At 63.2% G+C, this 25064-nt stretch carries 21 protein-coding genes and 1 other RNA gene; 20 read left to right on the top strand and 2 right to left on the bottom strand.

Annotated features, from left to right (window positions below):
* Nucleotides 1-124 precede the first annotated feature (124 nt).
* The 16 genes from rsmI (at nucleotide 125) to lpxC (ending at nucleotide 18370) form a co-directional block, all read left to right on the top strand.
* A complete protein-coding gene (rsmI, locus tag R3F72_RS02815; RefSeq protein WP_087717916.1) occupies nucleotides 125-979 on the top strand; it encodes a 16S rRNA (cytidine(1402)-2'-O)-methyltransferase in 855 nt (284 codons plus the stop codon).
* Between the two features lie 164 nt (nucleotides 980-1143).
* Nucleotides 1144-1494: RNase P RNA component class A (gene rnpB / locus R3F72_RS02810), an RNA gene on the top strand.
* A 36-nt stretch (nucleotides 1495-1530) separates the two neighbouring features.
* Nucleotides 1531-2532, top strand: a complete 1002-nt coding sequence (rsmH, locus tag R3F72_RS02805; protein ID WP_087718109.1) for a 16S rRNA (cytosine(1402)-N(4))-methyltransferase RsmH — start codon at nucleotides 1531-1533, stop codon at nucleotides 2530-2532.
* An 8-nt stretch (nucleotides 2533-2540) separates the two neighbouring features.
* Nucleotides 2541-2873 (top strand): cell division protein FtsL, encoded by a 333-nt coding sequence (gene ftsL, locus R3F72_RS02800; protein ID WP_087717915.1) that lies wholly within the window; start codon nucleotides 2541-2543, stop codon nucleotides 2871-2873.
* Nucleotides 2870-4600: a peptidoglycan D,D-transpeptidase FtsI family protein gene (locus R3F72_RS02795; protein ID WP_332778874.1), complete on the top strand. Its 1731-nt coding sequence runs from the start codon at nucleotides 2870-2872 to the stop codon at nucleotides 4598-4600. The genes ftsL and R3F72_RS02795 overlap by 4 nt, the downstream gene beginning before the upstream one ends.
* Nucleotides 4597-6129: a UDP-N-acetylmuramoyl-L-alanyl-D-glutamate--2,6-diaminopimelate ligase gene (locus R3F72_RS02790; RefSeq protein ID WP_332778873.1), complete on the top strand. Its 1533-nt coding sequence runs from the start codon at nucleotides 4597-4599 to the stop codon at nucleotides 6127-6129. The genes R3F72_RS02795 and R3F72_RS02790 overlap by 4 nt, the downstream gene beginning before the upstream one ends.
* Nucleotides 6126-7481 (top strand): UDP-N-acetylmuramoyl-tripeptide--D-alanyl-D-alanine ligase, encoded by a 1356-nt coding sequence (locus R3F72_RS02785; RefSeq protein ID WP_179208817.1) that lies wholly within the window; start codon nucleotides 6126-6128, stop codon nucleotides 7479-7481. The genes R3F72_RS02790 and R3F72_RS02785 overlap by 4 nt, the downstream gene beginning before the upstream one ends.
* A gap of 9 nt (nucleotides 7482-7490) precedes the next feature.
* The gene (mraY, locus tag R3F72_RS02780) at nucleotides 7491-8573 is read left to right on the top strand and encodes a phospho-N-acetylmuramoyl-pentapeptide-transferase (protein WP_087717911.1); all 1083 of its coding nucleotides are present in this window, start codon (nucleotides 7491-7493) and stop codon (nucleotides 8571-8573) included.
* 34 nt (nucleotides 8574-8607) lie between these two features.
* Nucleotides 8608-9990, top strand: a complete 1383-nt coding sequence (murD, locus tag R3F72_RS02775) for a UDP-N-acetylmuramoyl-L-alanine--D-glutamate ligase (protein ID WP_332778930.1) — start codon at nucleotides 8608-8610, stop codon at nucleotides 9988-9990.
* Complete coding sequence (gene ftsW / locus R3F72_RS02770; protein ID WP_332778872.1) at nucleotides 9984-11198, top strand: putative lipid II flippase FtsW; 1215 nt, start codon at nucleotides 9984-9986, stop codon at nucleotides 11196-11198. Before murD ends, ftsW begins: the two co-directional genes overlap by 7 nt.
* Nucleotides 11195-12280: an undecaprenyldiphospho-muramoylpentapeptide beta-N-acetylglucosaminyltransferase gene (murG, locus tag R3F72_RS02765; RefSeq protein ID WP_332778871.1), complete on the top strand. Its 1086-nt coding sequence runs from the start codon at nucleotides 11195-11197 to the stop codon at nucleotides 12278-12280. Before ftsW ends, murG begins: the two co-directional genes overlap by 4 nt.
* 34 nt (nucleotides 12281-12314) lie before the next feature.
* On the top strand, nucleotides 12315-13724 hold the full coding sequence (gene murC / locus R3F72_RS02760; protein WP_332778929.1) for a UDP-N-acetylmuramate--L-alanine ligase: 1410 nt from the start codon (nucleotides 12315-12317) through the stop codon (nucleotides 13722-13724).
* 91 nt (nucleotides 13725-13815) lie between these two features.
* Nucleotides 13816-14535, top strand: a complete 720-nt coding sequence (locus R3F72_RS02755; RefSeq protein WP_332778870.1) for a cell division protein FtsQ/DivIB — start codon at nucleotides 13816-13818, stop codon at nucleotides 14533-14535.
* A 337-nt stretch (nucleotides 14536-14872) separates the two neighbouring features.
* The gene (ftsA, locus tag R3F72_RS02750; RefSeq protein ID WP_303854233.1) at nucleotides 14873-16144 is read left to right on the top strand and encodes a cell division protein FtsA; all 1272 of its coding nucleotides are present in this window, start codon (nucleotides 14873-14875) and stop codon (nucleotides 16142-16144) included.
* Between the two features lie 30 nt (nucleotides 16145-16174).
* On the top strand, nucleotides 16175-17344 hold the full coding sequence (ftsZ, locus tag R3F72_RS02745) for a cell division protein FtsZ (protein WP_087717905.1): 1170 nt from the start codon (nucleotides 16175-16177) through the stop codon (nucleotides 17342-17344).
* 114 nt (nucleotides 17345-17458) lie between these two features.
* Nucleotides 17459-18370, top strand: a complete 912-nt coding sequence (gene lpxC, locus R3F72_RS02740) for a UDP-3-O-acyl-N-acetylglucosamine deacetylase (protein ID WP_087718107.1) — start codon at nucleotides 17459-17461, stop codon at nucleotides 18368-18370.
* A 162-nt stretch (nucleotides 18371-18532) separates the two neighbouring features.
* Here the strand turns inward: lpxC and R3F72_RS02735 are convergent, their stop codons facing one another.
* Nucleotides 18533-18952, bottom strand: coding sequence for a DUF721 domain-containing protein (locus tag R3F72_RS02735; RefSeq protein WP_332778869.1), 420 nt, complete (start codon nucleotides 18950-18952; stop codon nucleotides 18533-18535).
* 140 nt (nucleotides 18953-19092) lie between these two features.
* Between R3F72_RS02735 and R3F72_RS02730 the strand changes: the two genes are divergently transcribed.
* The 4 genes from R3F72_RS02730 to R3F72_RS02715 all read left to right on the top strand — a co-directional run bounded on the left by R3F72_RS02730 (nucleotide 19093) and on the right by R3F72_RS02715 (nucleotide 24582).
* Complete coding sequence (locus R3F72_RS02730) at nucleotides 19093-19437, top strand: hypothetical protein (protein WP_332778868.1); 345 nt, start codon at nucleotides 19093-19095, stop codon at nucleotides 19435-19437.
* 99 nt (nucleotides 19438-19536) lie between these two features.
* Nucleotides 19537-22278, top strand: a complete 2742-nt coding sequence (gene secA, locus R3F72_RS02725) for a preprotein translocase subunit SecA (protein WP_332778867.1) — start codon at nucleotides 19537-19539, stop codon at nucleotides 22276-22278.
* Nucleotides 22279-22326: 48 nt separating this feature from the next.
* Complete coding sequence (gene argJ, locus R3F72_RS02720; protein WP_332778866.1) at nucleotides 22327-23535, top strand: bifunctional glutamate N-acetyltransferase/amino-acid acetyltransferase ArgJ; 1209 nt, start codon at nucleotides 22327-22329, stop codon at nucleotides 23533-23535.
* 96 nt (nucleotides 23536-23631) lie between these two features.
* A complete protein-coding gene (locus R3F72_RS02715; RefSeq protein ID WP_332778865.1) occupies nucleotides 23632-24582 on the top strand; it encodes a Nudix family hydrolase in 951 nt (316 codons plus the stop codon).
* A gap of 194 nt (nucleotides 24583-24776) precedes the next feature.
* On the opposite strand, the gene yacG is transcribed toward R3F72_RS02715, so the two are convergent.
* Entirely contained in the window at nucleotides 24777-25058 is a 282-nt protein-coding gene (gene yacG, locus R3F72_RS02710; RefSeq protein ID WP_332778864.1) for a DNA gyrase inhibitor YacG, read from the bottom strand.
* Nucleotides 25059-25064: the final 6 nt, after the last annotated feature.

Here is a 25064-nt window from a genome sequence, read left to right as displayed (position 1 = left end):
GTCTGTCGATCGATGGCCTGTGGTCGTCCATCGCGGCCTTGCGGAGGCTTCCTTGCCGAACTGAACATCGAGTCTGCCAGTGGTGGTCGTCGATGTGAATGCATGTCAATCCGGATGGTACCGAATGAGCGAGACAAAGGAAGGCGTATTGTACGTGGTCGCTACGCCGATTGGGAATCTTGAGGACCTGAGTGCCCGGGCGGGTCGGGTTCTCTCGGAGGTCGATGCGATCGCTGCCGAGGACACGCGGCATACGCAGCGTCTGCTTCGGCACCTGGGTATCGAGCGGCCGCTGATTTCATTGCACGAACACAATGAAACGGCGCGCGTCGAGCAGCTGCGCCGACGGTTGGCCGATGGCGCGCAGCTGGCGCTGGTCAGCGATGCCGGTACGCCATTGATCTCCGACCCTGGCTTCGTCCTGGTGCGAGAGCTGCGTCGAGCCGGGTGTCGCGTGGTGCCGATCCCGGGGCCTTGCGCACTGATCGCGGCGCTGAGCGCTGCCGGGTTGCCGACGGATCGCTTCACTTTCGAAGGGTTCCTGCCGGCCAAGTCCGGCGCGCGCCGGAAGCAGCTGGAGGCCGGCGCATCGCGGGAAGAAACGCGGGTGTTCTACGAGTCGCCTCACCGGATTCGCGATCTGCTGGCGGATCTGGCCGCCGTGGTCGGCGAGCGCCAGGTGGTGCTCGCACGGGAGCTGACCAAGACCTTCGAGACTCTGCTCGACGGTTCCGCGGCCGAACTGCTGAGCATCATGGACGAAGATCCCGATCAGGCGAGGGGGGAGTTCGTGGTCATGCTGGCCGGTGCGCCGCGCCGGGAAGAAGCCGCCGACGACGCCGAGGGCGAAGCGCTGCTCCGGGCGATGCTGGCCGAGGGCGTGGCGGTCAAGAGCGCGGCGGCGGTCGTCGTGCGCCTGTTGGGCGGGCGTCGCAAGCACTGGTATCAGATGGCGCTGACTCAGAAGCCCGGCGCCTAGATCGACGGTCGATCTGCCACGTTTCCACAGATGAGTTTCGGGCTGCCGCGGGTCTGAAACTGTCGGCATTACGCGACGTTTTCGTGCCGATGACAACGGCTTTTGCTCAACGCGGCAATGCTGTCTTGAGAGGGTCACGGGGGGCTGCTATTCTTGCGCGCTTGGGAGTCGGCCAGACAGTCGCCGCCGGCATTGCCGGGGGAGGAAAGTCCGGGCTCCATAGGGCAAGGTGCCAGGTAACGCCTGGGCGGCGCAAGCCGACGGCTAGTGCAGCAGAGAGTAGACCGCCTAAGCAGCGATTCGCTGCCGGTAAGGGTGAAAGGGTGCGGTAAGAGCGCACCGCGCGCCTGGTAACAGTGCGTGGCACGGTAAACCCCACCTGGAGCAAGACCAAATAGGGATCCTTTGGCGCGGCCCGCGCTGGATCCGGGTAGGTTGCTTGAGAAACGTGGCGACGCGTTTCCTAGATGAATGACTGTCTTAGACAGAACCCGGCTTATCGGCCGGCTCCCTCTTTCTTTCGATTTCCGCCGTTCGACACCGAGATCTTCATGCAGCACCGCGACAACGCTCCAGAAGCACCCCAAGGCGGTGCGGCGAATCGCGCCGATTTTCGCCATACCAGCGTGCTGCTCGACGGAGCCGTGGAGGCGTTGGTGCAGTCCCCCTCCGGTGTCTATCTCGATGGCACCTTTGGCCGTGGTGGTCACTCTCGAGCGATTCTCTCCCGTCTCGACGAGGATGGGCGCCTGATCGCGATCGACCGCGATCCTGCCGCGCTGGCAGTTGCCGCCGAGATCGACGACTCGCGACTGACGGTATGCCGTGGCGTATTTGGCGAACTGGACCGCCATGCCGAGGCGTGCGGTGTCCATGGCCGTTTGAACGGCATTCTTCTTGATGTCGGTGTTTCTTCCCCGCAGTTGGACGACCCCGAACGCGGATTCAGCTTTCTGCGGGATGGTCCGCTGGACATGCGCATGGATCCGACCTCGGGCATTGGCGCTGCCGAATGGGTCGCGCGCACCGACGACCAGGAAATGGCGCGGATCTTCAAGACCTACGGAGAAGAGCGTTTCGCCAAGCGAATCGCGCGGGCCATCGTCGCGGCCCGTCGTGAGGCTCCGATCGAACGGACCCATCAACTCGCCGAGGTCGTCAAGGCGGCGCATCCCGCCTGGGAAAAGGGTAAGCACCCCGCCACGCGGGTCTTCCAGGCCATTCGTATCCATCTCAATGACGAGCTGGGCCAGCTGGAACGTGCCCTGTCGGTCGCTCTGGATGCGCTGGAGCCGGGAGGACGCCTGGTAGTGATCAGTTTTCACTCGCTGGAAGACCGACTGGCCAAGCGTTTCATTCGCGATCAGTCTCGCGGGGATACGCATTTGCCTCGTGGCATGCCCATTCGCGAGGATCAACTCAACAAGCGGCTCAAACCGGTAGGCAAGGCAATGCGTGCCAGTGAGAGCGAGGTCGATGCGAACCCGCGCGCGCGCAGCGCAGTCATGCGCATCGCCGAGAAGCTGGGACCTGCCGTCGAGAAGTTGAGATAAGGAGCAACATGGCCGTTCAAGGACGACGACGCAGCCTGTTGGAGACCGGTGACTGGCCGTTCGCCCGGCGTCCGGGGTTCCGCGCCACACTGCTCGGCATCGTGACCATCGCCGTGCTGGTGACGGCGCTGGCCATCATCAGCACGTCTCACTTGACCCGGGTACAGTATGCACGGTTGCAGAAGCTGGAGAATCAGCGGGATTCCCTGCAGACGGAGTGGGGGCGCCTGCTGCTCGAGGAGAGTACCTGGTCGTCGCCGGCACGGATCGAGTCGTTGGCCAGCAAGCGTCTGAACATGCGCGTACCGAGCGTCGATGAAGTCAAGGTGATCCATCCATGAGTGCGGCGAGACGCGCTGCCACGGACAGGAGACGCCGGCCGAATGCACCACTGGGGGCGGGACGCTACTGGTTCATGTTGTTCATCATCCTGGTGGCGCTATCCGCCCTCGTGGGACGGGTTGTCTATCTTCAGGTGATCGACCGCAGTTTCCTCCAGAATCAGGGTGACGCCCGCACGCTGCGTGTCGAGTCCATTGGCGCTCATCGCGGAATGATCAGCGATCGCAACGGCGATCCCCTGGCGATCTCGACGCCGGTAATCACGTTGTGGGCCAATCCGCAGGAACTTCCCCAGGATCCCATCCAGCAGACGTTGCTGGCAAAGGCGCTGAAGGTCGACCCTCAGCAACTGGAAGCACGCATAGCGCGTTACTCGGATCACGAATTCATGTATCTGCGGCGTCAGCTCACGCCAGCCGCGGCCAAGCCGGTGCTCGATCTGCAGATGCCCGGCGTCTACGCCCGCGATGAATACAAGCGCTACTATCCGGCGGGGGAAGTGGCGGCGCAGCTCGTCGGCGTGACCAATGTCGACGATAAGGGGCAGGAAGGGCTCGAGCTCGCCTACAACCGCTATCTCACCGGCCAGCCCGGCAAACGGCGTGTGCTCAAGGATCGAAAAGGGCGGCTGGTTCGGGACCTGCACTTGATCGAGGAAGCCAAGCCGGGCGGCGATCTGACGTTGTCGATCGATCTGCGTCTGCAGTACATGGCGTACCGCGAACTGGCAGCGGGAATTCGCAAGAACGATGCCGACGGCGGTTCGCTGGTGATGCTGGATGCGCGGACCGGCGAGGTGCTGGCGATGGCGAATTTGCCATCCTACAACCCCAACAACCGTAGCGACGTCGACGTGCGCGGGTTACGCAACCAGGCGATTACCGACGCCATCGAGCCCGGTTCGGTGATGAAGCCGCTGGCCATGTCGGCGGCCCTGGCGTCCGACCAGTTCTCGCCGGAGAGCATCATCGACACCTCGCCGGGCTGGATGGTCGTGGATGGCTATACCATTCGGGACTTCCGCAACTACGGCAAGCTGACGCCGGGAGGCATCCTGCTTCACTCATCGAATATCGGCATGTCGCATATCGCGTTGTCGCTGCCCCAGGATGCCATCTGGAATCGCTACCGCGAACTGGGTCTGGGACAGTCGCCCGGAACCGGCTTCCCCGGTGAAAACAGCGGCAGCCTGCCTTCCATGATCAATCTTCCGCGTAGCGCCCAGGCGGCCATGGCCTACGGCTACGGTGTCGCCGTTACTCCGTTGCAACTGGTGAGCGCCTACACGGCCATCGCTAACGATGGCAAGCGCCTGTCTCCGTCGCTGCTCAAGCTCAATGGCGAGCCGGATAGCGAGCAGGTCATGTCGCCGCGTATCGCCCATGAATTGCTGGCGATGTTGGAAAAGATCGTCCAGCCCAACGCTGGTGGGCATCTGGCGATGGTGCCGGGCTACCAGATCGCGGGCAAGACCGGCACGGTACGCAAGGTGACCAGCACGGGCTATCAGGAAGTCGAATATCGCGGGTTGTTCGCCGGTATTGCCCCGGCTTCCAATCCGCGTATCGTCACGGTGGTGATGATCGACAACCCCAAGAAGGGGGATTACTACGGTGGCCTGGTCGCCGCCCCCGTGTTCAGTCGCGTCGTCGGTAGTGCCCTGCGCCTGCTGGACGTGCCTCCCGATGCGCCGCCCAAGGCGGCGGAACAGGAGTCCTCGCCATGAAGATCGATACCGCAAGACTGGCCGACGCGCTGACCTCGCTATGGCCGGAGATCGCTCGCCCCGAGCGGTCGGCGTCCTGGCTTCCTGCCGCTGCCGATTCGACCCTGTGCCTCGACAGCCGGCAACTGCAGGAGGGCGATCTGTTCCTGGCGGTGCCGGGCGTCAGCGCGGACGGGCGACAATTCATCGCCGATGCGCTCGGGGCCGGTGCCGCGGGCGTGTTGTGCGAGGCCGACGGGCTCGATCCGCAATGGCAGGGTGACGAACGAATCCTCGCGCTGCCGGGTTTGACACGACAGTTGGCTGCGCTGGGCCGTCGATTGTTCGACGTGCCGGCATCGTTGACGGTGATCGGCGTCACCGGCACCAACGGCAAGAGTTCGGTGACTCACTATATCGCCGCGTTGCTGGAGGCGCTGGGTACGCCGGCCGGCGTCATCGGTACGCTGGGGTATGGCCGGCCCGGTGCTGTGCGTTCCGCGCTGCAGACCACGCCGGGGCCGTTGGCGCTGCAGCAGATGCTCGGCGAACTGGCGAGCGAGGGCGTCGAAGTCGTGGCGATGGAGGTGTCGTCGCATGCCTTGGTGCAGGAGCGGCTGGGCGATACGCGAATCGATACGGCGGTCTTTACCAACCTGAGCCGCGATCATCTCGATTACCACGGCAGCATGGCGGCTTACGCGGCGGCGAAGGCCAGGCTGTTCAAGCGCGACGGGCTGAAGCTGGCGATCGTCAATGGCGACGACCCGCTCGCGCGGCTGATGCTGGCGGGGCTACCGGACGGCGTCCGGGTATTGGCCACCGGCAGCAGCGAGGCGACGACCTTGCGGGTCGTCGATTGCGAGGCGTTGCCCGATGGACTGCGCGCCATCGTCGCGACGCCGGAGAACGAAGGCGTCCTCGAATTGCCGTTGATGGGGCGTTTCAATCTCGACAATGCGCTGTCGGCGATCGCCACGCTCTATGGGCTGGGCTATTCGCTGGACTCGCTATGGCAAGCCGCGTCCCGGCTCCAGCCGGTGCCGGGGCGCATGCAGCGGCTGCCGGGGGCGGCCGATGGCGATGGGCCTGTCGTGGTGGTCGATTACGCTCATACCCCTGATGCCCTGGAGAATGCGCTCTCGGCACTGCGCGCACATCTTCCGAGCCGGAAAGGCGGCCAGCTCTGGTGCGTGTTCGGCTGCGGCGGTGATCGCGACAGCGGCAAGCGCCCGCTAATGGCTGCCGTGGCCGAAACGCTCGCCGATCGAATCGTCGTCACCGACGACAACCCGCGCAGCGAAGATCAGAGCCGCATTCGTGACCAGATCGTGGCCGGCTTGTCGCTTTCGGCAAAAGAGACGGCCTGGTCCGTCGATGGCCGACGGCAGGCGATCGAGCGCGTCATCGAGGCTGCCGGCGCCGACGACATCATATTGATTGCCGGTAAGGGCCACGAGGATTATCAGGAGATCGACGGCGTGCGCCACCCGTTCAGTGACATCGACATCGCGACGGCGCTATGCCGGGCAAAGGGAAAAACCGCATGAGCGAGGGGTTGAGCACCGTTGCTGCGCGGCTCGGTGCGTCTTTCGAAGGGTCGGATACCGCGGTCTCGCGAATCGTCACCGATACGCGAGCGCTCCGCCCCGGCGATCTGCTGGTCGCGCTGCGGGGGGAGCGGTTCGATGCCCATGAATTCCTGGCCCAGGCGCGGGAAAAAGGCGCGGTCGGCGCCGTCGTCGATCATCCGGTAACCGATTCGCTGGCACAGATCGTCGTGCCCGACACACGCCTGGCGCTGGGTCTGCTGGCCCGCGCGCATCGGCTCGACTGGGACGGACAACTGATCGCGGTGACCGGCAACAGTGGCAAGACCTCGGTCAAGGAGATGCTGGCTTCGATACTGAGCCGGCGGGCGCCGACGCTGGCCACGCGGGGCAATCTGAACAATGACATCGGCGCGCCACTCACGTTGCTCGAACTCGCCGCCGAGCATCGCTATGCGGCGATCGAGCTGGGGGCCAACCATCTGGGAGAGATCGCCTGGACGACGGCGCTGGCCAAACCGCAGGTGGCGATCATCACCAACGTCACGGGGGCGCATGTCGGCGAGTTCGGCGGCATGGGACAGATAGCCCAGGCCAAGGGAGAAATCCTGGCGGGTCTCTCCAGCGATGGCTATGCCGTTCTCGATCGGGACGAAGCCTATTTTTCCGTCTGGCGGGCGCTGGCCGGGCGCGCCCGGGTCGTCGACTACGGCATCGATGACGGTGCCAGTGTCACCGCCCGTGATCTGGTCTGCGACTCGGCCGGGCGTTATGCTTTTACGCTTTGCCTGCCGGGCGAGGCATCGGTACGCGTCGGGCTGTCGCTGATGGGGCGTCACAACGTACGCAATGCGCTGGCGGCGGCGGCGGCCACGCATGCGCTGGGTTTCGGCGCGGCGGAAATCGCGACCGGACTCGAAGCCTGCCGCAGCATGGCGGGGCGAATGCAGGTGGTCGGCGGCATTCGCGGCAGTTGCTTGATCGACGATACCTACAATGCCAACCCCGGCGCGATGCGAGCGGCGCTCGAGGCGTTGTCGTCGCTGCCGTCGCCGCGCTGGTGTTTCCTCGGCGCGATGGGGGAACTGGGCGAGGCCAGCGAGCGTCTGCACGCTGAGGTCGGCCGTTCGGCCCGCGACCTCGGACTCGATTTTCTGGGCACGTACGGCGAGCCCGCGCGTGCCGCATCCGCGGCCTTCGGTGACGAAGGTCATCATTTCGATGACTGGGAAGCGCTCGTGCGCTTTGCCCAGGATCAGCTTCCTTCCCGGGCCAGCGTGCTGGTCAAGGGATCGCGCAGCGCCGGCATGGAACGACTCGTCGCCGCACTGCGTGATGATGCCTCAAGGTGAATCCGACTCATGCTGCTTTTTCTGGCTGAACTGCTGACCCATTTCCATAGTGCTTTCAACGTATTCGGGTATCTGACCCTGCGCATGATTCTGGGGACGCTGACCGCGCTGTTCCTGAGTCTGTGGATGGGACCGCAGATGATTCGCCGTCTGGTCGAACGCCAGATCGGCCAGGCAGTGCGCGACGACGGCCCCCAATCACACCTGTCCAAGGCAGGCACGCCGACCATGGGCGGCGCCATGATCCTGATCTCCATCGCCGTCAGCACGCTGCTCTGGGGCGACCTGACCAACCACTACGTCTGGGTGGTGCTGGCGGTCACGCTGGGGTTCGGTGCCATCGGCTGGGTCGACGACTTCCGCAAGGTAGTGGAAAAGAATCCTCGCGGGCTGCCGGCGCGCTGGAAATACTTCTGGCAGTCGGTGATCGGCCTCGGCGCCTCGCTGGTTCTCTATTTCACCGCGGCGAGCCCGGTCGAGACCAGCCTGATCGTGCCACTGTTCAAGGACGTGGTGATTCCGCTGGGCCTGTTCTACATCGTGCTGAGCTACCTGGTCATCGTCGGCAGCTCCAACGCGGTCAATCTGACCGATGGCCTCGATGGCCTGGCGATCATGCCGACCGTGCTCGTTGCGATGGGGCTGGCGGTCTTCGCCTATGCCAGCGGTAACGCCGTTTTCGCCGAGTACCTGCATATTCCCGAGGTGCCGGGCGCCGGCGAACTGGCGGTATTCTGCGGCACCATCGCCGGCGCGGGGCTCGGATTCCTCTGGTTCAATACCTATCCCGCCCAGGTCTTCATGGGGGATGTCGGCGCGCTGGCGCTCGGCGCGGCGCTGGGTATCGTCGCGGTCATCGTGCGCCAGGAGATCGTGCTGTTCATCATGGGTGGCGTCTTCGTCATGGAAACGGTCTCCGTCATTCTCCAGGTCGGCTCCTACAAGCTGACCGGGCGTCGCATCTTCCGCATGGCGCCCCTGCATCACCACTTCGAGCTCAAAGGCTGGCCGGAGCCGCGAGTGATCGTGCGCTTCTGGATCGTTACCGTCATGCTGGTCCTGCTGGGCCTGGCAACCTTGAAGCTGCGTTGATGCCATGAGCGATTCCGTGCATTCCACCCCGTCAATGCATCGCCCGCCGGAGCCTCATCGTCGAGATGGGGCTCCGTGGCTGGTCGTCGGGCTGGGGATCTCCGGCCGCGCGATCGCCCGCTTTCTGCAGCACCGGGGGGAGCGCTTCGTGGTGGCCGATACCCGCACCGCTCCGCCGGGGATCGAGGCCTTCCGCGAGGCATTCCCGACGGTAGATATCCATCTGGGCGATCTCGAGGCGCTGGATCTGCAGGCGTTCTCCGAGATCGTCGTCAGCCCCGGCGTGGATCTGCAGAAGTCCGGGCTGGCCGCGGTGAGGGAGCGCGTCATCGGCGAGATCGCGCTATTCGCTCGCCACTGCGAAGCGCCAATAGTCGCCATTACCGGATCGAACGCCAAGTCCACGGTGACCACGCTGGTCGGCGACATGGCGCGGCAGACCGGCAAACGGGTCGCCGTGGGAGGCAACCTGGGCGACGCGGCGCTCGATCTGCTGATCGATCATCCCGATGCCGAACTGTTCGTGCTGGAGCTGTCGAGTTTCCAGCTCGAGACGCTCGAGGGGCTGGGTGCCGTGTGCGCTGCCTTCCTCAATCTCTCCGCCGATCACCTCGACCGGCATGGCGACATGGCCGGTTACCGGCAAGCCAAGTCGCGAATCTTCGACAAGGCCAGGCACGTCGTGGTCAATGCCGAAGACGAGGCGACCTGGCCGGAGGATGCGTCGATACCCTGCGAGCGCTTCACCACGAAGGCGCCCGCGGACGGGATGTGGGGCATATCATCTCTCGAGTCAGGCGAGTGGTTGTGCCACGGCGAGCAGCCGTTGATGCCGGTCAGCGAGCTGCGGCTGGCGGGACGTCACAATCAGGCCAATGCACTGGCCGCGATGGCGATCGGGCATGTTATCGGGCTGCCGCTGGCGGTCATGCGTCAGGTACTGGGGTACTTTGCCGGGCTGCCGCATCGCGGCGAGATAGTGGCCGAGCGCGGCGGCGTTCGCTGGATCAACGATTCCAAAGGCACTAACGTGGGCGCGACGCTGGCGGCCATCGCCGGACTGGGCGAGACCTTGGCTGGAAAACTGATCTGGCTGGGGGGCGGCATCGGCAAGGGGGCGGATTTTACGCCGCTGGCCGCGCCGCTGGCCCGATACGCTCGCGAGGCGATCGTCTTCGGCCAGGATGCGCCGCAGCTGGTGGCGGCATTGGCCCCACATGTGGCGACACATCGCGTCGATACCCTGGCCGAGGCCATGCAGCGGGCGGCCTCGATCGCCGAGGCAGGAGACTGCGTGCTGCTGTCGCCGGCCTGTGCCAGTCTCGATCAATTTCCCAATTATCTGGCGCGTGGCGAGGCGTTCCGCGCCTTTCTTGATCAAGGACCGCTCGAACAAGGGCAGGAAGCCGCATGCTGAAGGCGATGTTGAAGACCTCGCAGGAGCGACTGACCACGCGGCATCAGGCGTTCGATGGCTGGCTGCTGCTGGCGACGCTTTCGTTGATGTTGATCGGCTGGGTGATGGTGACTTCCGCTTCCACCGAAATCGCCGCGAGCCTGACCGGCAACCCTTACTACTTCAGCATCCGGCACGGCATTTTCGTGCTCGCGTCGATCGGGGTGGGGCTGTTTGCCGTGCGTTTGCCATTGGACTGGTGGCGCCAGAAAGGGCCGTTGATGTTGATCGTGGCGCTGCTGCTGCTGTTCGTGGTCCTGGTCGTCGGTCGCGAGATCAACGGTAGTCGGCGCTGGATTTCGCTCGGCATCATCAATGTCCAGGCGTCGGAAGTCGCCAAGCTGTGCCTGATCGTCTATATCGCCGGCTATCTGGAGCGCTACCTGCCCGAGGTGCGCCGAAGCTGGGGGGCGTTCATGCGCCCGCTGGCGGTAATGGCGCTGATCGGCTTTCTGCTGATTCTCGAGCCCGACTACGGTGCCGTCGTGGTGTTGACCGGCTGCGTCATGGGGATGCTGCTGCTGTCGGGGGCGCCGCTGTGGCGGTTCCTGCTGATCCTGATCATCGTCGGGTCGGGTGCGGTCATGCTGGCGGTGGCGGAACCCTATCGCCTGCAGCGTATCACCAGCTTCGCCAACCCCTGGGCGGACCAATACAACACCGGTTACCAGCTGACGCAGGCGCTGATTGCCTTCGGCCGCGGCCACTGGTTCGGCCTGGGGCTGGGTAACAGTGTCCAGAAGCTGTTCTACCTGCCCGAGGCGCATACCGACTTCGTATTCGCCGTGCTGGCCGAGGAACTGGGGTTGTTCGGCGCCGTGGGGGTGATCCTGCTGTTCGCGCTGCTGGTATTCCGCGCCTTTCGCATCGGGCGCAAGGCGGAGCTGGCCGGCATTCCGTTCGCGGCCTATCTCTGCTACGGAATCGCGCTCGTCATCGGCGCGCAAGCCTTCATCAACATCTCGGTCAGTTCCGGCATGCTGCCGACCAAGGGGCTGACGCTGCCCCTGCTGAGTTACGGCGGCTCGAGCCTCATCATCAGCGGGACCATGATGGCGATTCTGTTCCGCGTCGATGTGGAGGTCAGGCGGCTGCAGCGTCGGCCGAAGCCCGCGCCGGAAAGCGGCGAGGCCAAGCCCACGAGCGAAGCGGTGGAGTCGACTTTATGAGCGAACTGAAACGTGTACTGATCATGGCCGGCGGCACGGGAGGGCATGTCGTGCCGGCGCTGTCGCTGGCCAAGGCGCTGATCGAGCGCGGCGTGGCGGTGGAATGGCTGGGTAGCCCGAGGGGAATCGAAAATCGTCTCGTTCCCGAGGCTGGTATCGCGCTGAACCGGATCGACGTGGCTGGTCTGCGGGGCAACGGCCTGGCCGGCTGGCTGTCGATTCCTTGGCGGCTGACGCGAGCCATCCGGCAGTCGCGTCAGGTGATTCGTCGCTTCGACCCTCAACTGGTGGTCGGTCTGGGCGGGTTCGCCAGCGGCCCCGGCGGGCTGGCGGCACGCCTGGCCGGCAAGCCGCTGGTCGTTCACGAGCAGAACGCCATTGCGGGGTTGACCAACCGGTCGCTGGCGCGTCTGGCGACCAAGGTCTACGCGGCGTTTCCCGGTGCTTTCCCCGGCGGCAAGGCCGAGGTGGTCGGCAATCCGGTGCGTGCGGATATCGCCGCACTGGGCGAGCATCCCAGAACGGCGAACCAGATGAACGATCGCGCCCTGCGGCTGCTGGTGCTTGGGGGGTCGCTGGGCGCGCAGTCGCTCAATCAAAAGCTGCCGGTCGCGCTTTCGGCGCTGGACGCCTCGAGCCGCCCGCAGGTTCGCCATCAGGCCGGGCGCGACAAGGACGAGGTCACGCGGGAAGGCTATCGCTCGGCGGGTGTCGAGGCGGAGGTCAGCGCTTTCATCGATGATATGGCTGCCGCCTACGACTGGGCGGATATCATCGTGTGCCGGGCCGGCGCGCTCACCATCGCCGAGCTTTCGGCGGCCGCCAAGCCTTCCTTGCTGGTGCCTTTCCCCCACGCGGTGGATGATCATCAGACACACAATGCGCGTCATCTGGTCGAGGCCGGCGGCGCGCAATTGATACAGCAGGTCGAGCTCACCCCTGAACGTTTGCAGGCGGCGCTCGAGTCACTTTTGCAGCCGGACGTGCTGGCGCGGATGGCAAGTCAGGCACGCCGGGTGGCTCACCTCGATGCCGTCGAACGCCTGGTCGACGGCTGCATGGAGATCGGTTTTGAGCGATAGCATTCAGACGCGTCCCGCGCGCTCGCATCTCGGCATGCGACGCATTCGAGGCATTCATTTCGTCGGGATCGGCGGTGCCGGCATGTGCGGCATTGCCGAAGTCCTGGCCAACGAAGGCTACGAGGTCAGCGGCAGTGACCTGCGTGAGTCGACCGTCACTCATCATCTGCGCGAGTGCGGCATTCGGGTCGCCATCGGTCACGCGGCGGTCAATGCCGAAGGGGCCGATGTCATCGTGGTGTCGACGGCGGTGGATCTGACCAATCCGGAAATCCAGTGGGCGCGCGAGCATCGCGTGCCGGTGGTGCGGCGAGCCGAAATGCTGGCCGAGTTGATGCGCTTTCGTCACGGTATCGCGGTTGCCGGTACCCACGGCAAGACCACGACTACGAGCCTGCTGTCGACGCTGTTCGCCGAGGCGGGACTCGACCCCACCTTCGTGATCGGCGGCAAGCTGACCAGCGCGGGTACCAATGCACGGCTGGGGTCCGGGGACTTTCTGGTTGCCGAGGCCGATGAATCGGATGCGTCCTTTCTGCACCTGCAACCGATGACGGCGATCGTCACGAATATCGACGCCGACCACATGGCGACCTACGATGGCGACTTCACGCGATTGAAGACGACCTTCGTCGAATTCCTGCACAATTTGCCTTTCTACGGCCGCGCCGTGCTGTGCCTCGACGACGATCATGTACGTGAATTGCTGCCCCAGGTCCAGCGCCAGTTCGTGACCTACGGCTTCAGTGAAGAGGCCGACTTTCGCGTGCGGGATTTCCAGCAGACGGCGGGGGTCATCCGGTTCGTCGCCGAACGGCCCGAGGGATTCGAGCCGCTGACCATCACGCTGGCCATGCCCGGCACTCACAATGCCTTGAACGCTCTCGCCGCGATTGCCGTCGCTACGGATGCCGGTGTCAGCGATGACGATATCATCAAGGGTCTTGCGTCGTTCGGGGGCGTTGGTCGACGGTTTCAGGTTCATGGAAACTACTCGCTTCCGCAGGGTGGCGAGGTGATGCTCGTCGACGACTACGGCCATCATCCGCGGGAGGTGGAGATGGTCATCCGTGCGGTGCGCGCCGGCTGGCCGCAACGACGCCTGGTGATGGTCTATCAGCCGCACCGCTATACCCGGACCCGGGATCTTTATGAAGATTTCGTCAGGGTGCTTTCCGGGGTCGATACGTTATTGCTGCTCGATGTGTATAGCGCTGGTGAAGCACCGATTCCGGGTGCCGAAGGCAAGATGCTGGCAGGGTCGATTCGCCAGCGCGGCCAGGTCGACCCACTGTTCATCGAGAAAAAATCGGCCCTGCCGGATATTCTCGCGCGGGTGCTGCGCCCCGGAGATATCCTGATTACCCAGGGCGCCGGCGATATCGGCGGCATTGCGCAGGCGCTGGCACACAGTGCGCTGAGACTCGACGAGGTGGCCCTTTGAGTGTGGCGATCATGTCTGGAGGCGCGCGCTCGACGAAGCGGTCTGGAGACACCGGGTGGTCTCATGGCAGTTCGAAGGCAGGGCAGACGTCATGAATTCCAACGCGCGGGGGACGCTGCTCGGTATACTCATGATCGTGGTGCTCCTCGGCGCCGGCGGCAGAGCGCTGTGGCTGTGGCTGGACAAGCCCATCGCTCGCGTGTCGATTAGTGGCGACTTGAACTACGTGAGTGCGAATTACCTGCAGAAGGAATTGGCGCCCCTGGTTCGCGGTCACACCTGGCTTTCCTTGTCGTTGTCCGACCTGCGTAACGAGGCGCGCGAGATCGGGTGGCTGCGAGAGGTCACCGTTTCTCGGGAATGGCCCAATACCCTACGATTCGTGCTTTACGAACAGGATCCGGTCGCGCGCTGGAACGATGAATTTCTGCTCAATACTCGGGGACAGCCTTTTTCGCCTGGACCGGTGACCGATTTCGGTCGTCGCTTGCCTGACCTTGGCGGCCCTGCCGGGTCGGGACGAGAAGTGCTCGGTTACTATGATTCACTGCGTCGCGCGCTGTCAGGGCTGGGGCTTTCCATCACGCAATTGAGATTGGAGCCTCGCGGTGCCTGGCGCTTTCAGGTCAATGACGGAGTCTGGGTCATTCTCGGGCGTGCAGACCTGGATGCGCGATTGGCTCGCTTTATTGCCGCGTGGAAGCGACAGTTGGGTGAAGAGGCGTCGCAGATTCGCTACATCGATCTTCGTTATCCCAATGGTGTTTCGGTGGCAAGGCATGGTGAAACGGCCGCGGTCTCCAGTGATTAGTCTGAAACTCATTGGCAGTTAAACAAGCCTGAGTCCCGCGGTTGGCGGCATCTCGGTGCGGCTCATCCGGCAAGAAGTCCGACCGACGACGGATGGCATTTGCTCGCTGACCGCCGTTCTTGGCCTCGACTATCGGCGCATTCTGTTATGCCAGCGTTACTTAAATAGCGGTAAGGCTTCCTTCCTATTTCCTTTTTAAAGAAAAAGGGCTTACTGTGGCTTTTGTTTTCACGATGGGCTGGTGAAAAAGGTCGTCTTGTTCCTATAATAAGCCCGAATCTTTATTGACCCATTTTTATCCGATTTATCGGTGAAGTTTGAGGAGCGACCCCGACCTATGGCAGGACAATCCAACGCTTCCAATATGGTGGTCGGGCTGGATATCGGAACATCCAAGGTGGTTGCCATCGTGGGGCAGCCCACTGATGATGGCGGGTTGGAAATCGCCGGGATCGGCTCGCATCCTTCTCGTGGCATGAAGAAGGGTGTCGTGATCAATATCGAATCAACCGTTCAGTCGATTCAGCGCGCCGTCGAAGAAGCCGAACTGATGGCAGGCTGCGATATCCACTCTGTCTATGTCGGCATCGCCGGCAGCCATATCAGCTCCATGAATTCCGACGGTGTCGTGGCGATCAAGGAGCGCGAAGTCGCGCCCGCAGATATCGACCGCGTCATCGATTCCGCCCGCGCCCGAGCCATCTCCGAAGGCCAGCGGGTACTTCACGTCATTCCCCAGGAGTTCGCGATCGACACCCAGGAGGGCATCCGCGAGCCTCTGGGCATGTCCGGCGTGCGTCTCGAAGCCCGCGTGCACCTGGTGACGGCGGCGATGAATGCCGTTCAGAACATCGAGAAGTGCGTGCGACGCTGTGGTCTGGAAGTCGACGACATCATTCTCGAGCAGCTGGCCTCCAGTCACGCGGTGCTGACTGAAGACGAGCGTGAGCTCGGCGTCTGCATGGTCGATATCGGTGGCGGGACGACGGACATCGCCGTGTTCACCGAAGGCGCCATTCGTCATACCGCGGTGATCCCGATCGCCGGCGATCAGGTGACCAACGATATCGCCATGGCGCTGCGTACGCCGACTCAGTACGCCGAAGACATCAAGGTCAAATATGCCTGTGCGCTGACGCAGCTGGCGAGCAGCGACGAGATGATCAAGGTTCCCAGCGTCGGCGATCGGCCGGCGCGGGATCTCTCTCGTCAGGCGTTGGCGGAAGTCGTCGAGCCCCGTTACGAGGAGCTCTTCACGCTGGTACGCGAGGAATTGCGCCGCAGCGGTTACGAGGATCTGGTAGCAGCCGGGATCGTGCTGACAGGGGGCACGTCCCGGATGGAGGGGGTCGTGGAACTGGCCGAGGAGATATTCCACATGCCGGTTCGCATCGCTTGTCCGTACAATGTCCGCGGCTTGGCGGACGTGGTGCGCAACCCGATTTATTCGACCGGGGTAGGTTTGCTACTCTACGGTATGAAAGACGCCAAGCACTCTCGCGCAGTATCAGCCCAGCCTCAACGGGAAGACTCACTTCCCCGGCGCGCAACCAGGGATGAGGTTTCGGCGCTGGAGCGACTCAAAGGCTGGTTTAAAGGAAATTTCTGACAGGCCGCAAGCGGTCTTGGAGACGGGGCAATGTTCGAACTAGTAGATAATGCACCTTCTAGTAGTGCAATCATCAAAGTCATCGGTGTCGGCGGCGGCGGCGGCAACGCCGTCAATCACATGGTCGAGAGTAACATCGAAGGCGTCGAGTTCATCTGCGCCAACACCGATGCCCAGGCGCTCAAGCGCGTGGCGGCCAAGACCGTTCTCCAGCTGGGTGGCGAGATCACCAAAGGGCTGGGAGCGGGGGCGAACCCGGACGTGGGGCGTCAGGCCGCGATGGAAGATCGCGATCGCATCGCAGACATGCTGCAAGGCGCGGACATGGTCTTCATCACCGCCGGCATGGGCGGTGGCACCGGTACGGGGGGAGCACCTGTCGTCGCGCAGGTCGCCAAGGAACTCGGTATCCTGACCGTCGCGGTCGTGACGCGCCCGTTCCCGTTCGAGGGACCGAAGCGCATGCGCGCAGCGGAAGAGGGGATGAAGGAGCTTTCCGAATACGTCGACTCCCTGATCACCATTCCCAACGAAAAGCTGCTGTCGGTACTGGGCAAGAACGCCAGTCTGCTGACGGCGTTCAGTGCCGCGAACGACGTGCTGTTGGGCGCCGTTCAGGGGATCGCCGAACTGATCACCAGTCCGGGCATCATCAACGTCGACTTTGCCGACGTGCGCACGGTGATGTCGGAGATGGGCATGGCGATGATGGGTACCGGCGCCGCGACTGGCGAGAACCGCGCTCGCGAAGCTGCCGAGAAGGCCATTCGCAGCCCGCTGCTCGAGGATATCGATCTGCATGGCGCCCGGGGCATCCTGGTCAACATCACTGCAGGTCCGGATCTCTCCATCGGCGAGTTCAATGATGTCGGTGCGACGGTTCAGGAGTTCGCTTCCCAGGATGCGACCATCGTGGTGGGTACCGCCATCGACATGGAAATGTCCGACGAACTGCGCGTGACCGTGGTTGCTGCGGGGCTGGATGCGCAGAAAGAGAAGGCGATCCCGCGTGAAACCGTGGCTGCCCGTCCGGAAACGACCGATTATCGCAAACTGCAGCAGCCGGCGGTCATGCGTCAGCAGGCGGCGCGCGCTGAGCAGGAAGCTGCAGCGAAGAAGTCGCAGCAGGAGAAGCGCAAGACCTCCGACATGGATGACTATCTGGACATCCCGGCGTTCCTGCGTCGTCAGGCTGACTGATAGCGCTTTAAACTGCCCATCATCATTCTGTAACGTCAATATGATTGGTGAAACGGTGGTTTGGTGTTATAGTGAACACCGTTTCCAAACTATTTGACTGTCAGGTCGATGCTCATGATCAAACAACGAACGTTGCAGAACACGATCCGCGCAACAGGCGTGGGACTCCACTCCGGAGAAAAAGTGTATCTGACGCTGCGGCCCGCGGCGCCCAATACGGGCATCGTGTTCGTGCGTACCGATCTCGACCCGGTAGTGCATATCCCGGCGCACGCAGAGAGCGTGACCGATACCAATCTATGCACCGCGCTATCCAAGGATGGCGTCAAGGTCGCCACGGTCGAGCATCTAATGTCGGCGTTCGCTGGCCTGGGGATCGACAACGCTTATGTCGAGTTGAGCGCGCCCGAAGTGCCGATCATGGACGGTAGCGCAGGCCCGTTCGTGTTCCTGATCCAATCGGCAGGTATCGCCGAGCAGGCCGCGCCGAAGCAGTTCATTCGTATCAAGCGCGAAGTCACCGTCAATGATAACGGCAAGCAGGCGACGTTTCTGCCGCATAACGGCTTCAAGGTCAGCTTCGCGATCGATTTCGACCACCCCGTCTTCGAGCAGCAGAAGCAGACGGCCAGCGTCGATTTTTCGACCACTTCCTTCGTCAAGGAAGTCTCTCGTGCTCGCACCTTCGGTTTCATGCGCGATCTGGAATTTCTGCGGTCGCAGAATCTGGCATTGGGCGGTAGCCTCGATAACGCCATCGTCGTCGACGATTATCGCATCGTGAACCAGGATGGCTTGCGCTACGACGATGAGTTCGTGAAGCACAAGATGCTGGACGCCATCGGCGATCTGTACCAGTTGGGTCACAGCTTGATCGGCGAGTTCAAAGGTTACAAGTCCGGTCACGGCCTCAATAACCAGCTTTGCCGCGAGCTGCTCGCTCATCCGGAGGCATACGAAATCGTGACCTTCGAAGAAGCGACTCAGCCTGCACCGATCTCCTATGCGGCGCCTGCAATGGCCTGAGATGGACCAGCATCGATTGATGTCGTGATGATCTGATGATCGTGAGAGATTAGATGGAGAAAACGCCGATCTTGTGATCGGCGTTTTCGTGTCTGAACGATGCCAATGGCCGCGCTACCGCGGTCGGAGCGCGCGTCGTCGAGACGGGATTGGCCGTTATCGTCAGGCGGGGCCGTCGCTGGAGGGGGCGTCGCAGGGCTCTGCGGTAGCATCGGCGTGTGATGCCAGCCGATTCAGTGAACGCTTGAGCGGCGAATCCTCCAGGCCTTCCGCGCAATGGGTGAGTGCCTCGGCGCCGGCCGGCGACAGGCGCCGCGTCTGTCGCGGAATCGCCTTTACCGGCCGGATCGGGCGTACCTTCAACGAGAATTTCATGACTGCCTCGAATCCCGGCAGTTGATGCAGCAGCTTGAGCAGGCGCGGCTGCTCGTAGCGCAGCCAGGTCAGCCAGGCGGCGCGATCGGTGATCAGCGTCAACACGCCGTTGCGGTAGCCACCGACATAAAGATGTTCGGCCACGTCCGGCGGTAGCTGGCGTCTCAGGTGATTCTGGGCACGTTCGATCAGCGTTGCCATGCGCATGACGTCACCCAGCCCTCCTGGTTGTTCCAGGAGTCGGGAAACGGGCTGGGCTCGCAAACGCTTAGCCTTTATACTCATCGGCTTGCACGCAGTGGGGATAGACCCGCTAAACCTATCACGACGCGGAGTTCGTCGACAGCATGACTTCGGCCAAAGCGCAGTCCGGTCCGCGCGGTGCCGTATGGCGCCCCCGGCAGCGAGCCCATTGGTGGCTGGCCAGTGTGCTGGTCGGTTGCCTGCTGCCTGCGGGCCTGATGCATGCTGAGGCCATGCGGCTGGCCGAGCGGCTCACCCAGGTCTACCTGATGGCCCCGGAGGCCATTCGTGCCGAGTCCCGACGCGTCGCTCGAGTCGCTGCCAAGCGTCCCGTATACCCGCAAGCGGCAGCTGCCTTTATCCAGTCGCCGGGTTATTCCCCGCCTCTTATCGCCGCCAGTGCCGCGCTGGATGTCATTTCCCGTCGTGGTCCTCCCGTTCCTGCCTGATCATCGTCAGAAGCTCAGTTTATCGGTGGTCGATGCCGGCTTTTTGTCGCATCTTCGCCTTGGTACTACGCAGGAACAGAGTCAGGCAGGAAACGGATCATGTTGAACGGATTGCTACACAAATTGGTCGGCTCCAAGAACGATCGTGACGTCAAGCGCCTGCGCAAGCAGGTGGCGGCGATCAATGACCTGGAAGCCAGTTTCGAAGCGCTCGATGACGCGTCGCTCCAGGCCAAGACGGTCGAGTTTCGCCAGCGCCTTGCCGATGGCGAGAAACTCGATGCGCTGCTGCCGGAGGCTTTCGCCACGGTTCGCGAGGCGAGCAAGCGCGTTTTGGGCATGCGACACTTCGACGTCCAGATGGTCGGCGGCATGGCGCTGCATGAAGGCCGGATCGCGGAGATGAAGACCGGCGAGGGCAAGACCCTGGTCGGCACCCTCGCGGTGTACTTCAATGCGTTGCCCGGAAAGGGGGTTCATGTCGTCACGGTCAACGACTATCTGGCCGGCCGCGACGCCAACTGGATGCGCCCGCTCTACGAATTCCTCGGTCTGAGCGTCGGCGTCATCGCCTCCGGGCAGCCCAACGAAGAGAAGCGTCGGGCCTACGCCTGCGACATCACCTACGGCACCAACAACGAGTACGGCTTCGATTACCTGCGCGACAACATGGCGTTCTCGCTGCAGGACAAGGTTCAGCGGCCGCTGTACTACGCGATCATCGATGAGGTCGATTCGATCCTGATCGACGAGGCGCGTACGCCACTGATCATTTCCGGCCCCGTCGAAGAGAACGTCGAACTCTACCGCACGATTCACGCGCTCTCGAAGCAGCTCAAGCAGTGCACCGACGAGGAGGATCCCTCTACCGGCGACTTCCTGATCGACGAGAAGCAGAAGCAGGTCGAACTGACGGAAGAAGGGCACCAGCAGGTCGAGCAGCTGATGCGCGAAGCGGGATTGCTGAAGGCGGAGGACTCGCTCTACGCGGTGCAGAATCTGGGCCTGTTGCAGCATATCCATTCCGCGCTGCGCGCTCGCTGCCTCTATCACCGTGACGTCGACTACATCGTCTCCGACGGCAATGTCGTCATCGTCGACGAGCACACCGGCCGTACCATGCCGGGGCGGCGCTGGTCGGAGGGCCTGCACCAGGCGGTCGAGGCCAAGGAAGGCGTGCCGATCCAGCGCGAGAGCCAGACGCTGGCTTCTACCACCTTCCAGAACTATTTCCGTCTTTACGAGAAACTGGCGGGGATGACCGGTACCGCCGATACCGAGGCCTTCGAGTTCAACCACATCTACGGACTCGACGTGCTGGTCATCCCGACCAATCGGCCGCTGGCGCGTCAAGACTTGAACGATCTGGTCTATCTCAGTGCCAAGGAGAAATTCAACGCGATCATCGAGGACGTCAACACCCAGCGAGAGGCCAACCGTCCGGTGCTGGTCGGTACCGCGTCGATCGAGACCTCGGAATATCTCTCCAAGCTGATGCAGGCGAAGAACATCCCGCACAACGTGCTCAACGCCAAGCAGCACGACAGGGAGGCCGAGATCATCGCTCAGGCCGGTCGTCCCGGCGCTGTGACGCTAGCCACCAACATGGCCGGCCGTGGTACCGACATCGTGCTCGGCGGCAACTGGGAAGCCGAGGCCGCCAAGCTCGAGAACCCGAGCGAGGAGCAGATCGCGGCCATCAAGGCCGAGTGGCAACAGCGTCATGATGCGGTGCTCGAAGCCGGCGGTCTGCACGTGATCGGCTCCGAGCGTCATGAGTCTCGTCGTATCGACAACCAGCTGCGCGGTCGCGCGGGGCGTCAGGGCGATCCCGGCTCGACGCGCTTCTTCCTGTCTCTGGAAGACAGCCTGATGCGGCTGTTCGGTTCGGATCGCGTCCAGCGTCTGATGGGCGCGCTGGGCCTCGAAGAGGGTGAAGCGATCGAGCACAAGATGGTCTCGAATGCGGTCGAGCGGGCGCAGAAGAAGGTCGAAGGGCGCAACTTCGACATTCGCAAGCAATTGCTGGAGTACGACGACGTCTCCAACGACCAGCGTCGGGTCATCTACGAACAGCGCGACGATATTCTCGCGGCCGACGAGATCTCCGATAATATCGCCAGCATTCGCGACGAGGTTCTCGAGCAGACGATTTCCGACTACGTACCGCCGCAGAGCCTGCCGGAACAGTGGGAGCTCGCCGGGCTTCAGGATCAGCTCAAGCAGGAGTTCAATCTCGATCTGCCGCTGGTGCAGTGGGCGGAAGAAGACGACAACTTCAACGAAGAAGTGCTGCGTCAGCGTCTGCTGGACCAGCATCGTGGACAGTATCTGGCCAAGGTCGAAGCGATCGGCGCCGACATGATGCGTCGCTTCGAGAAGCAGGTGATGCTCCAGGTGCTGGATACCCGCTGGAAGGAACATCTGCAGTCGATGGACCATCTGCGTCGCGGCATTCACCTGCGGGGCTACGCGCAGAAGAACCCGAAGCAGGAGTACAAGCGCGAAGCCTTCGAACTGTTCCAGTCGCTACTCTACAACATCAAGCATGATGTCACGCGTATCCTCAGCCACGTTCAGGTGCGTCGCCAGGAAGAGGTCGAGGATCTGGAACGCCAGCGTCGCGAGGCGCTGGAGCGCGAGAAGGCTGCCAGTCAGTCGGTCCATGAAGATGCCGTGGCCGCCGCGCAGCAGACCGCCGAAGGGGAAGAACCCGCCCCCGAGTCCGGTGATGACAATGCGCAACCGGTTCGACGCGAGGGCCCCAAGGTCGGGCGCAACGACCCGTGTCCCTGCGGTTCCGGCAAGAAATACAAGCAGTGCCACGGCACGCTGAGTTGAGTTGGCGTCGGACTCGGGCCGGGCTCGAGTCCGCCAAGGAGAATCGAGATGGCGGTAGGTAAGTCAGTATTTCCGGAGATGCCGGCCATTGGTGGCGTGCGTCTGGGCACGGCGATGGCAGGGATCAAGAAACCCGATCGGCGTGATCTGGTGGTGATCGAAGTGTCGGAAGGCGCCACGGTCGCGGCAACGTTCACCCGCAATGCCTTTTGCGCCGCCCCGGTGCATGTCGCCCGGGATCACCTGCAGCACACGGCGCCCCGGTATCTGTTGATCAATACCGGTAACGCCAATGCCGGTACCGGTGCCCGTGGCCGCCAGGATGCCGAGAGCTGCTGCAACTCGCTGGCGGACCTCGCTGGCGTCGATGCACATCAGGTGCTGCCGTTCTCGACCGGCGTGATCGGCGAACCGCTGCCGGTAGAGCGCATTGCCGCCGGCCTGCCGGCAGCGCTGGAGTCGTTGAGCGAAGCGGGCTGGGAGATGGCCGCCGAGGGTATCCTGACCACCGACACCCGTATCAAGGGTGCCTCGATGCAGGTCGAACTGAGCGACGGTACCGTTACCATCAACGGCATCAGCAAGGGCTCGGGCATGATCCAGCCCAACATGGCGACCATGCTCGGCTTCGTCGCCTGCGATGCGGCAATCGACGCAGCCCGGCTTCAGCAATGGCTACGCGACGCTGTGCGGGTGTCGTTCAATGCCATTACCGTGGATTCCGACACCTCCACCAATGACGCCTGCACCCTGATCGCCACCGGACGCGGGCCGAAGGTCGAGTCGCCCGAGGACGAGCAGCGGTTTCGCGAGGCGCTGACGACGGTGCTGACCGACCTGGCCCAGGCGATCATTCGCGATGGCGAAGGAGCGACCAAGTTCGTCACGCTGCAGGTCGAGCAGGCGACCAGCGTCGACGAAGCGCGGGCGGTGGCGTTCACGGTGGCCCATTCGCCGCTGGTCAAGACGGCGCTCTACGCCAGCGATGCCAACTGGGGGCGCATTCTGGCCGCCGTGGGCCGCGCACCGGTCGACGAGCTCGATGTCGAGCGCATCGTCATCGATCTCGGCGACGTGCGTCTGGTCGAGCACGGCGGGCGCGCAGACGGCTACACGGAAGAGGCTGGCGCCCGGGTGATGGCTCAGGAAGAGATCGTCATCCGCATTCAGCTCGGTCGTGGCGACGCCAGCGCCACGGTCTGGACATCGGATCTGTCCCACGATTACGTATCGATCAACGCGGATTATCGTAGTTAACGAAATTCAGACGTTGAACGCTATCCAGACGTCGCGCGCTATCTCGACCTCGCGCGTCAAGGTTAAACACTGCAGTGGTACGAGAGACTTAGCAAGATGATCAAAAGACGGGTCCACGTAGCGGCAGCCGCCGTCATTCGCGGCGACGGCCGAGTGCTGATCGCCAGACGCCCGGCGACTGTCGACCAGGGCGGTCTGTGGGAATTCCCGGGGGGCAAGCTGGCACCCTACGAAACCGGGCTCGAGGCGCTCAAGCGGGAGCTGAACGAGGAGCTCGGTATCCAGATCGTGCGCGCTCAGCCGCTGATCCGCGTTCATCACGAATATGCCGACAAGCACATTCTGCTGGACGTCTGGCAGGTGCGGGAATACGACGGTGATCCGTACGGCCGGGAAGGTCAGCCGGTACGTTGGGTCGAGGTCGACGATCTGCCCAATTACCCGTTCCCGGCAGCCAATATGCCGATTCTCCGTGCGGTAGCGCTGCCTCAGGAGTATCTGATCACCGCCGAAGCGGACGACGATGTTTTCCTGGCGCGGCTCGAGCGGGCGTTGAAGGAGGACGGCGTCCGCCTGGTACAGTTGCGTGCCAAGGAGCTGGATGACGCCGCCTACCAGGCGCGGGCGGAGAAGACTCTGGCGCTGTGCCGACGCTATAGCGCCCGGCTGCTGCTCAATGCGGACCCCGAGTGGCTGCAGCGCGTCGATGCTGATGGCATCCATCTGACCAGCGCGCGGCTCATGGAGCTCAAGCACCGGCCCATTCCCGCCGACAAGTGGCTGGGAGCGTCGACTCACGGTGATGAGCAGCTCGCTCAGGCCGGTCAGATCGACTGTGATTTCGTTACGCTGTCGCCGCTGGCGCCGACGCCGTCGCATCCGGATGCGGTGACCATCGGCTGGCACGATTTCCAGCAGATGGTAGAAACGGCCGCGATGCCGGTCTTCGCGCTGGGTGGCATGACCCGGCATCATGCCAATCAGGCGCGTGGTGTCGGTGCCCAGGGAATCGCGTCGATTCGGGATTTCTGGCGTAACGATTCCTGAGCCACCGGGCTTCGCCCGGAGCTGTAAGCCATAAGCTTTAAGCTGTAAGAAAAATCAAAAGGCAAAAATCATTTGATTTGGCAGTAAAAGCGGTTGTTTCTTGGCTTACGGCTTACGGCTTACGGCTTACGGCTTACGGCTTACGGCTTACGGCTTACGGCTTACGGCTTACGGCTTACGGCTCGTGGCTCCCGCTATTCCTGACCGCGCTCGAGCCGGTCGATCAGTTCGTCGAGTTCGGTTTCGTCCATGTGGGGTTCGCCGGCAATACGGTGGGAGCCGTCGGCCCAAGCGCCCAGGTCCAGCAGTTTGCAGCGCTTCGAGCAGAAGGGGCGGTAGGGATTCTCGGGTGTCCAGGCGACGGATTTTCTGCACTGGGGGCAGGGCACGGTCAAGCCGGGTTTGTTCGCATCCTGGCTGGCACCGCTGTCGGCGCCAGCGTCCGGAGGACGGTTCGGGTCGTTACGTCGAGTCATGGCGAG

It is taken from the genome of Salinicola sp. 4072 (assembly GCF_036663415.1).
GTDB classification, from domain to species: Bacteria; Pseudomonadota; Gammaproteobacteria; order Pseudomonadales; family Halomonadaceae; genus Salinicola; species Salinicola salarius_A.
The sequence above is the reverse complement of the archived record's forward strand: the minus strand, read 5'-3'. Positions and strand labels throughout refer to the sequence as shown.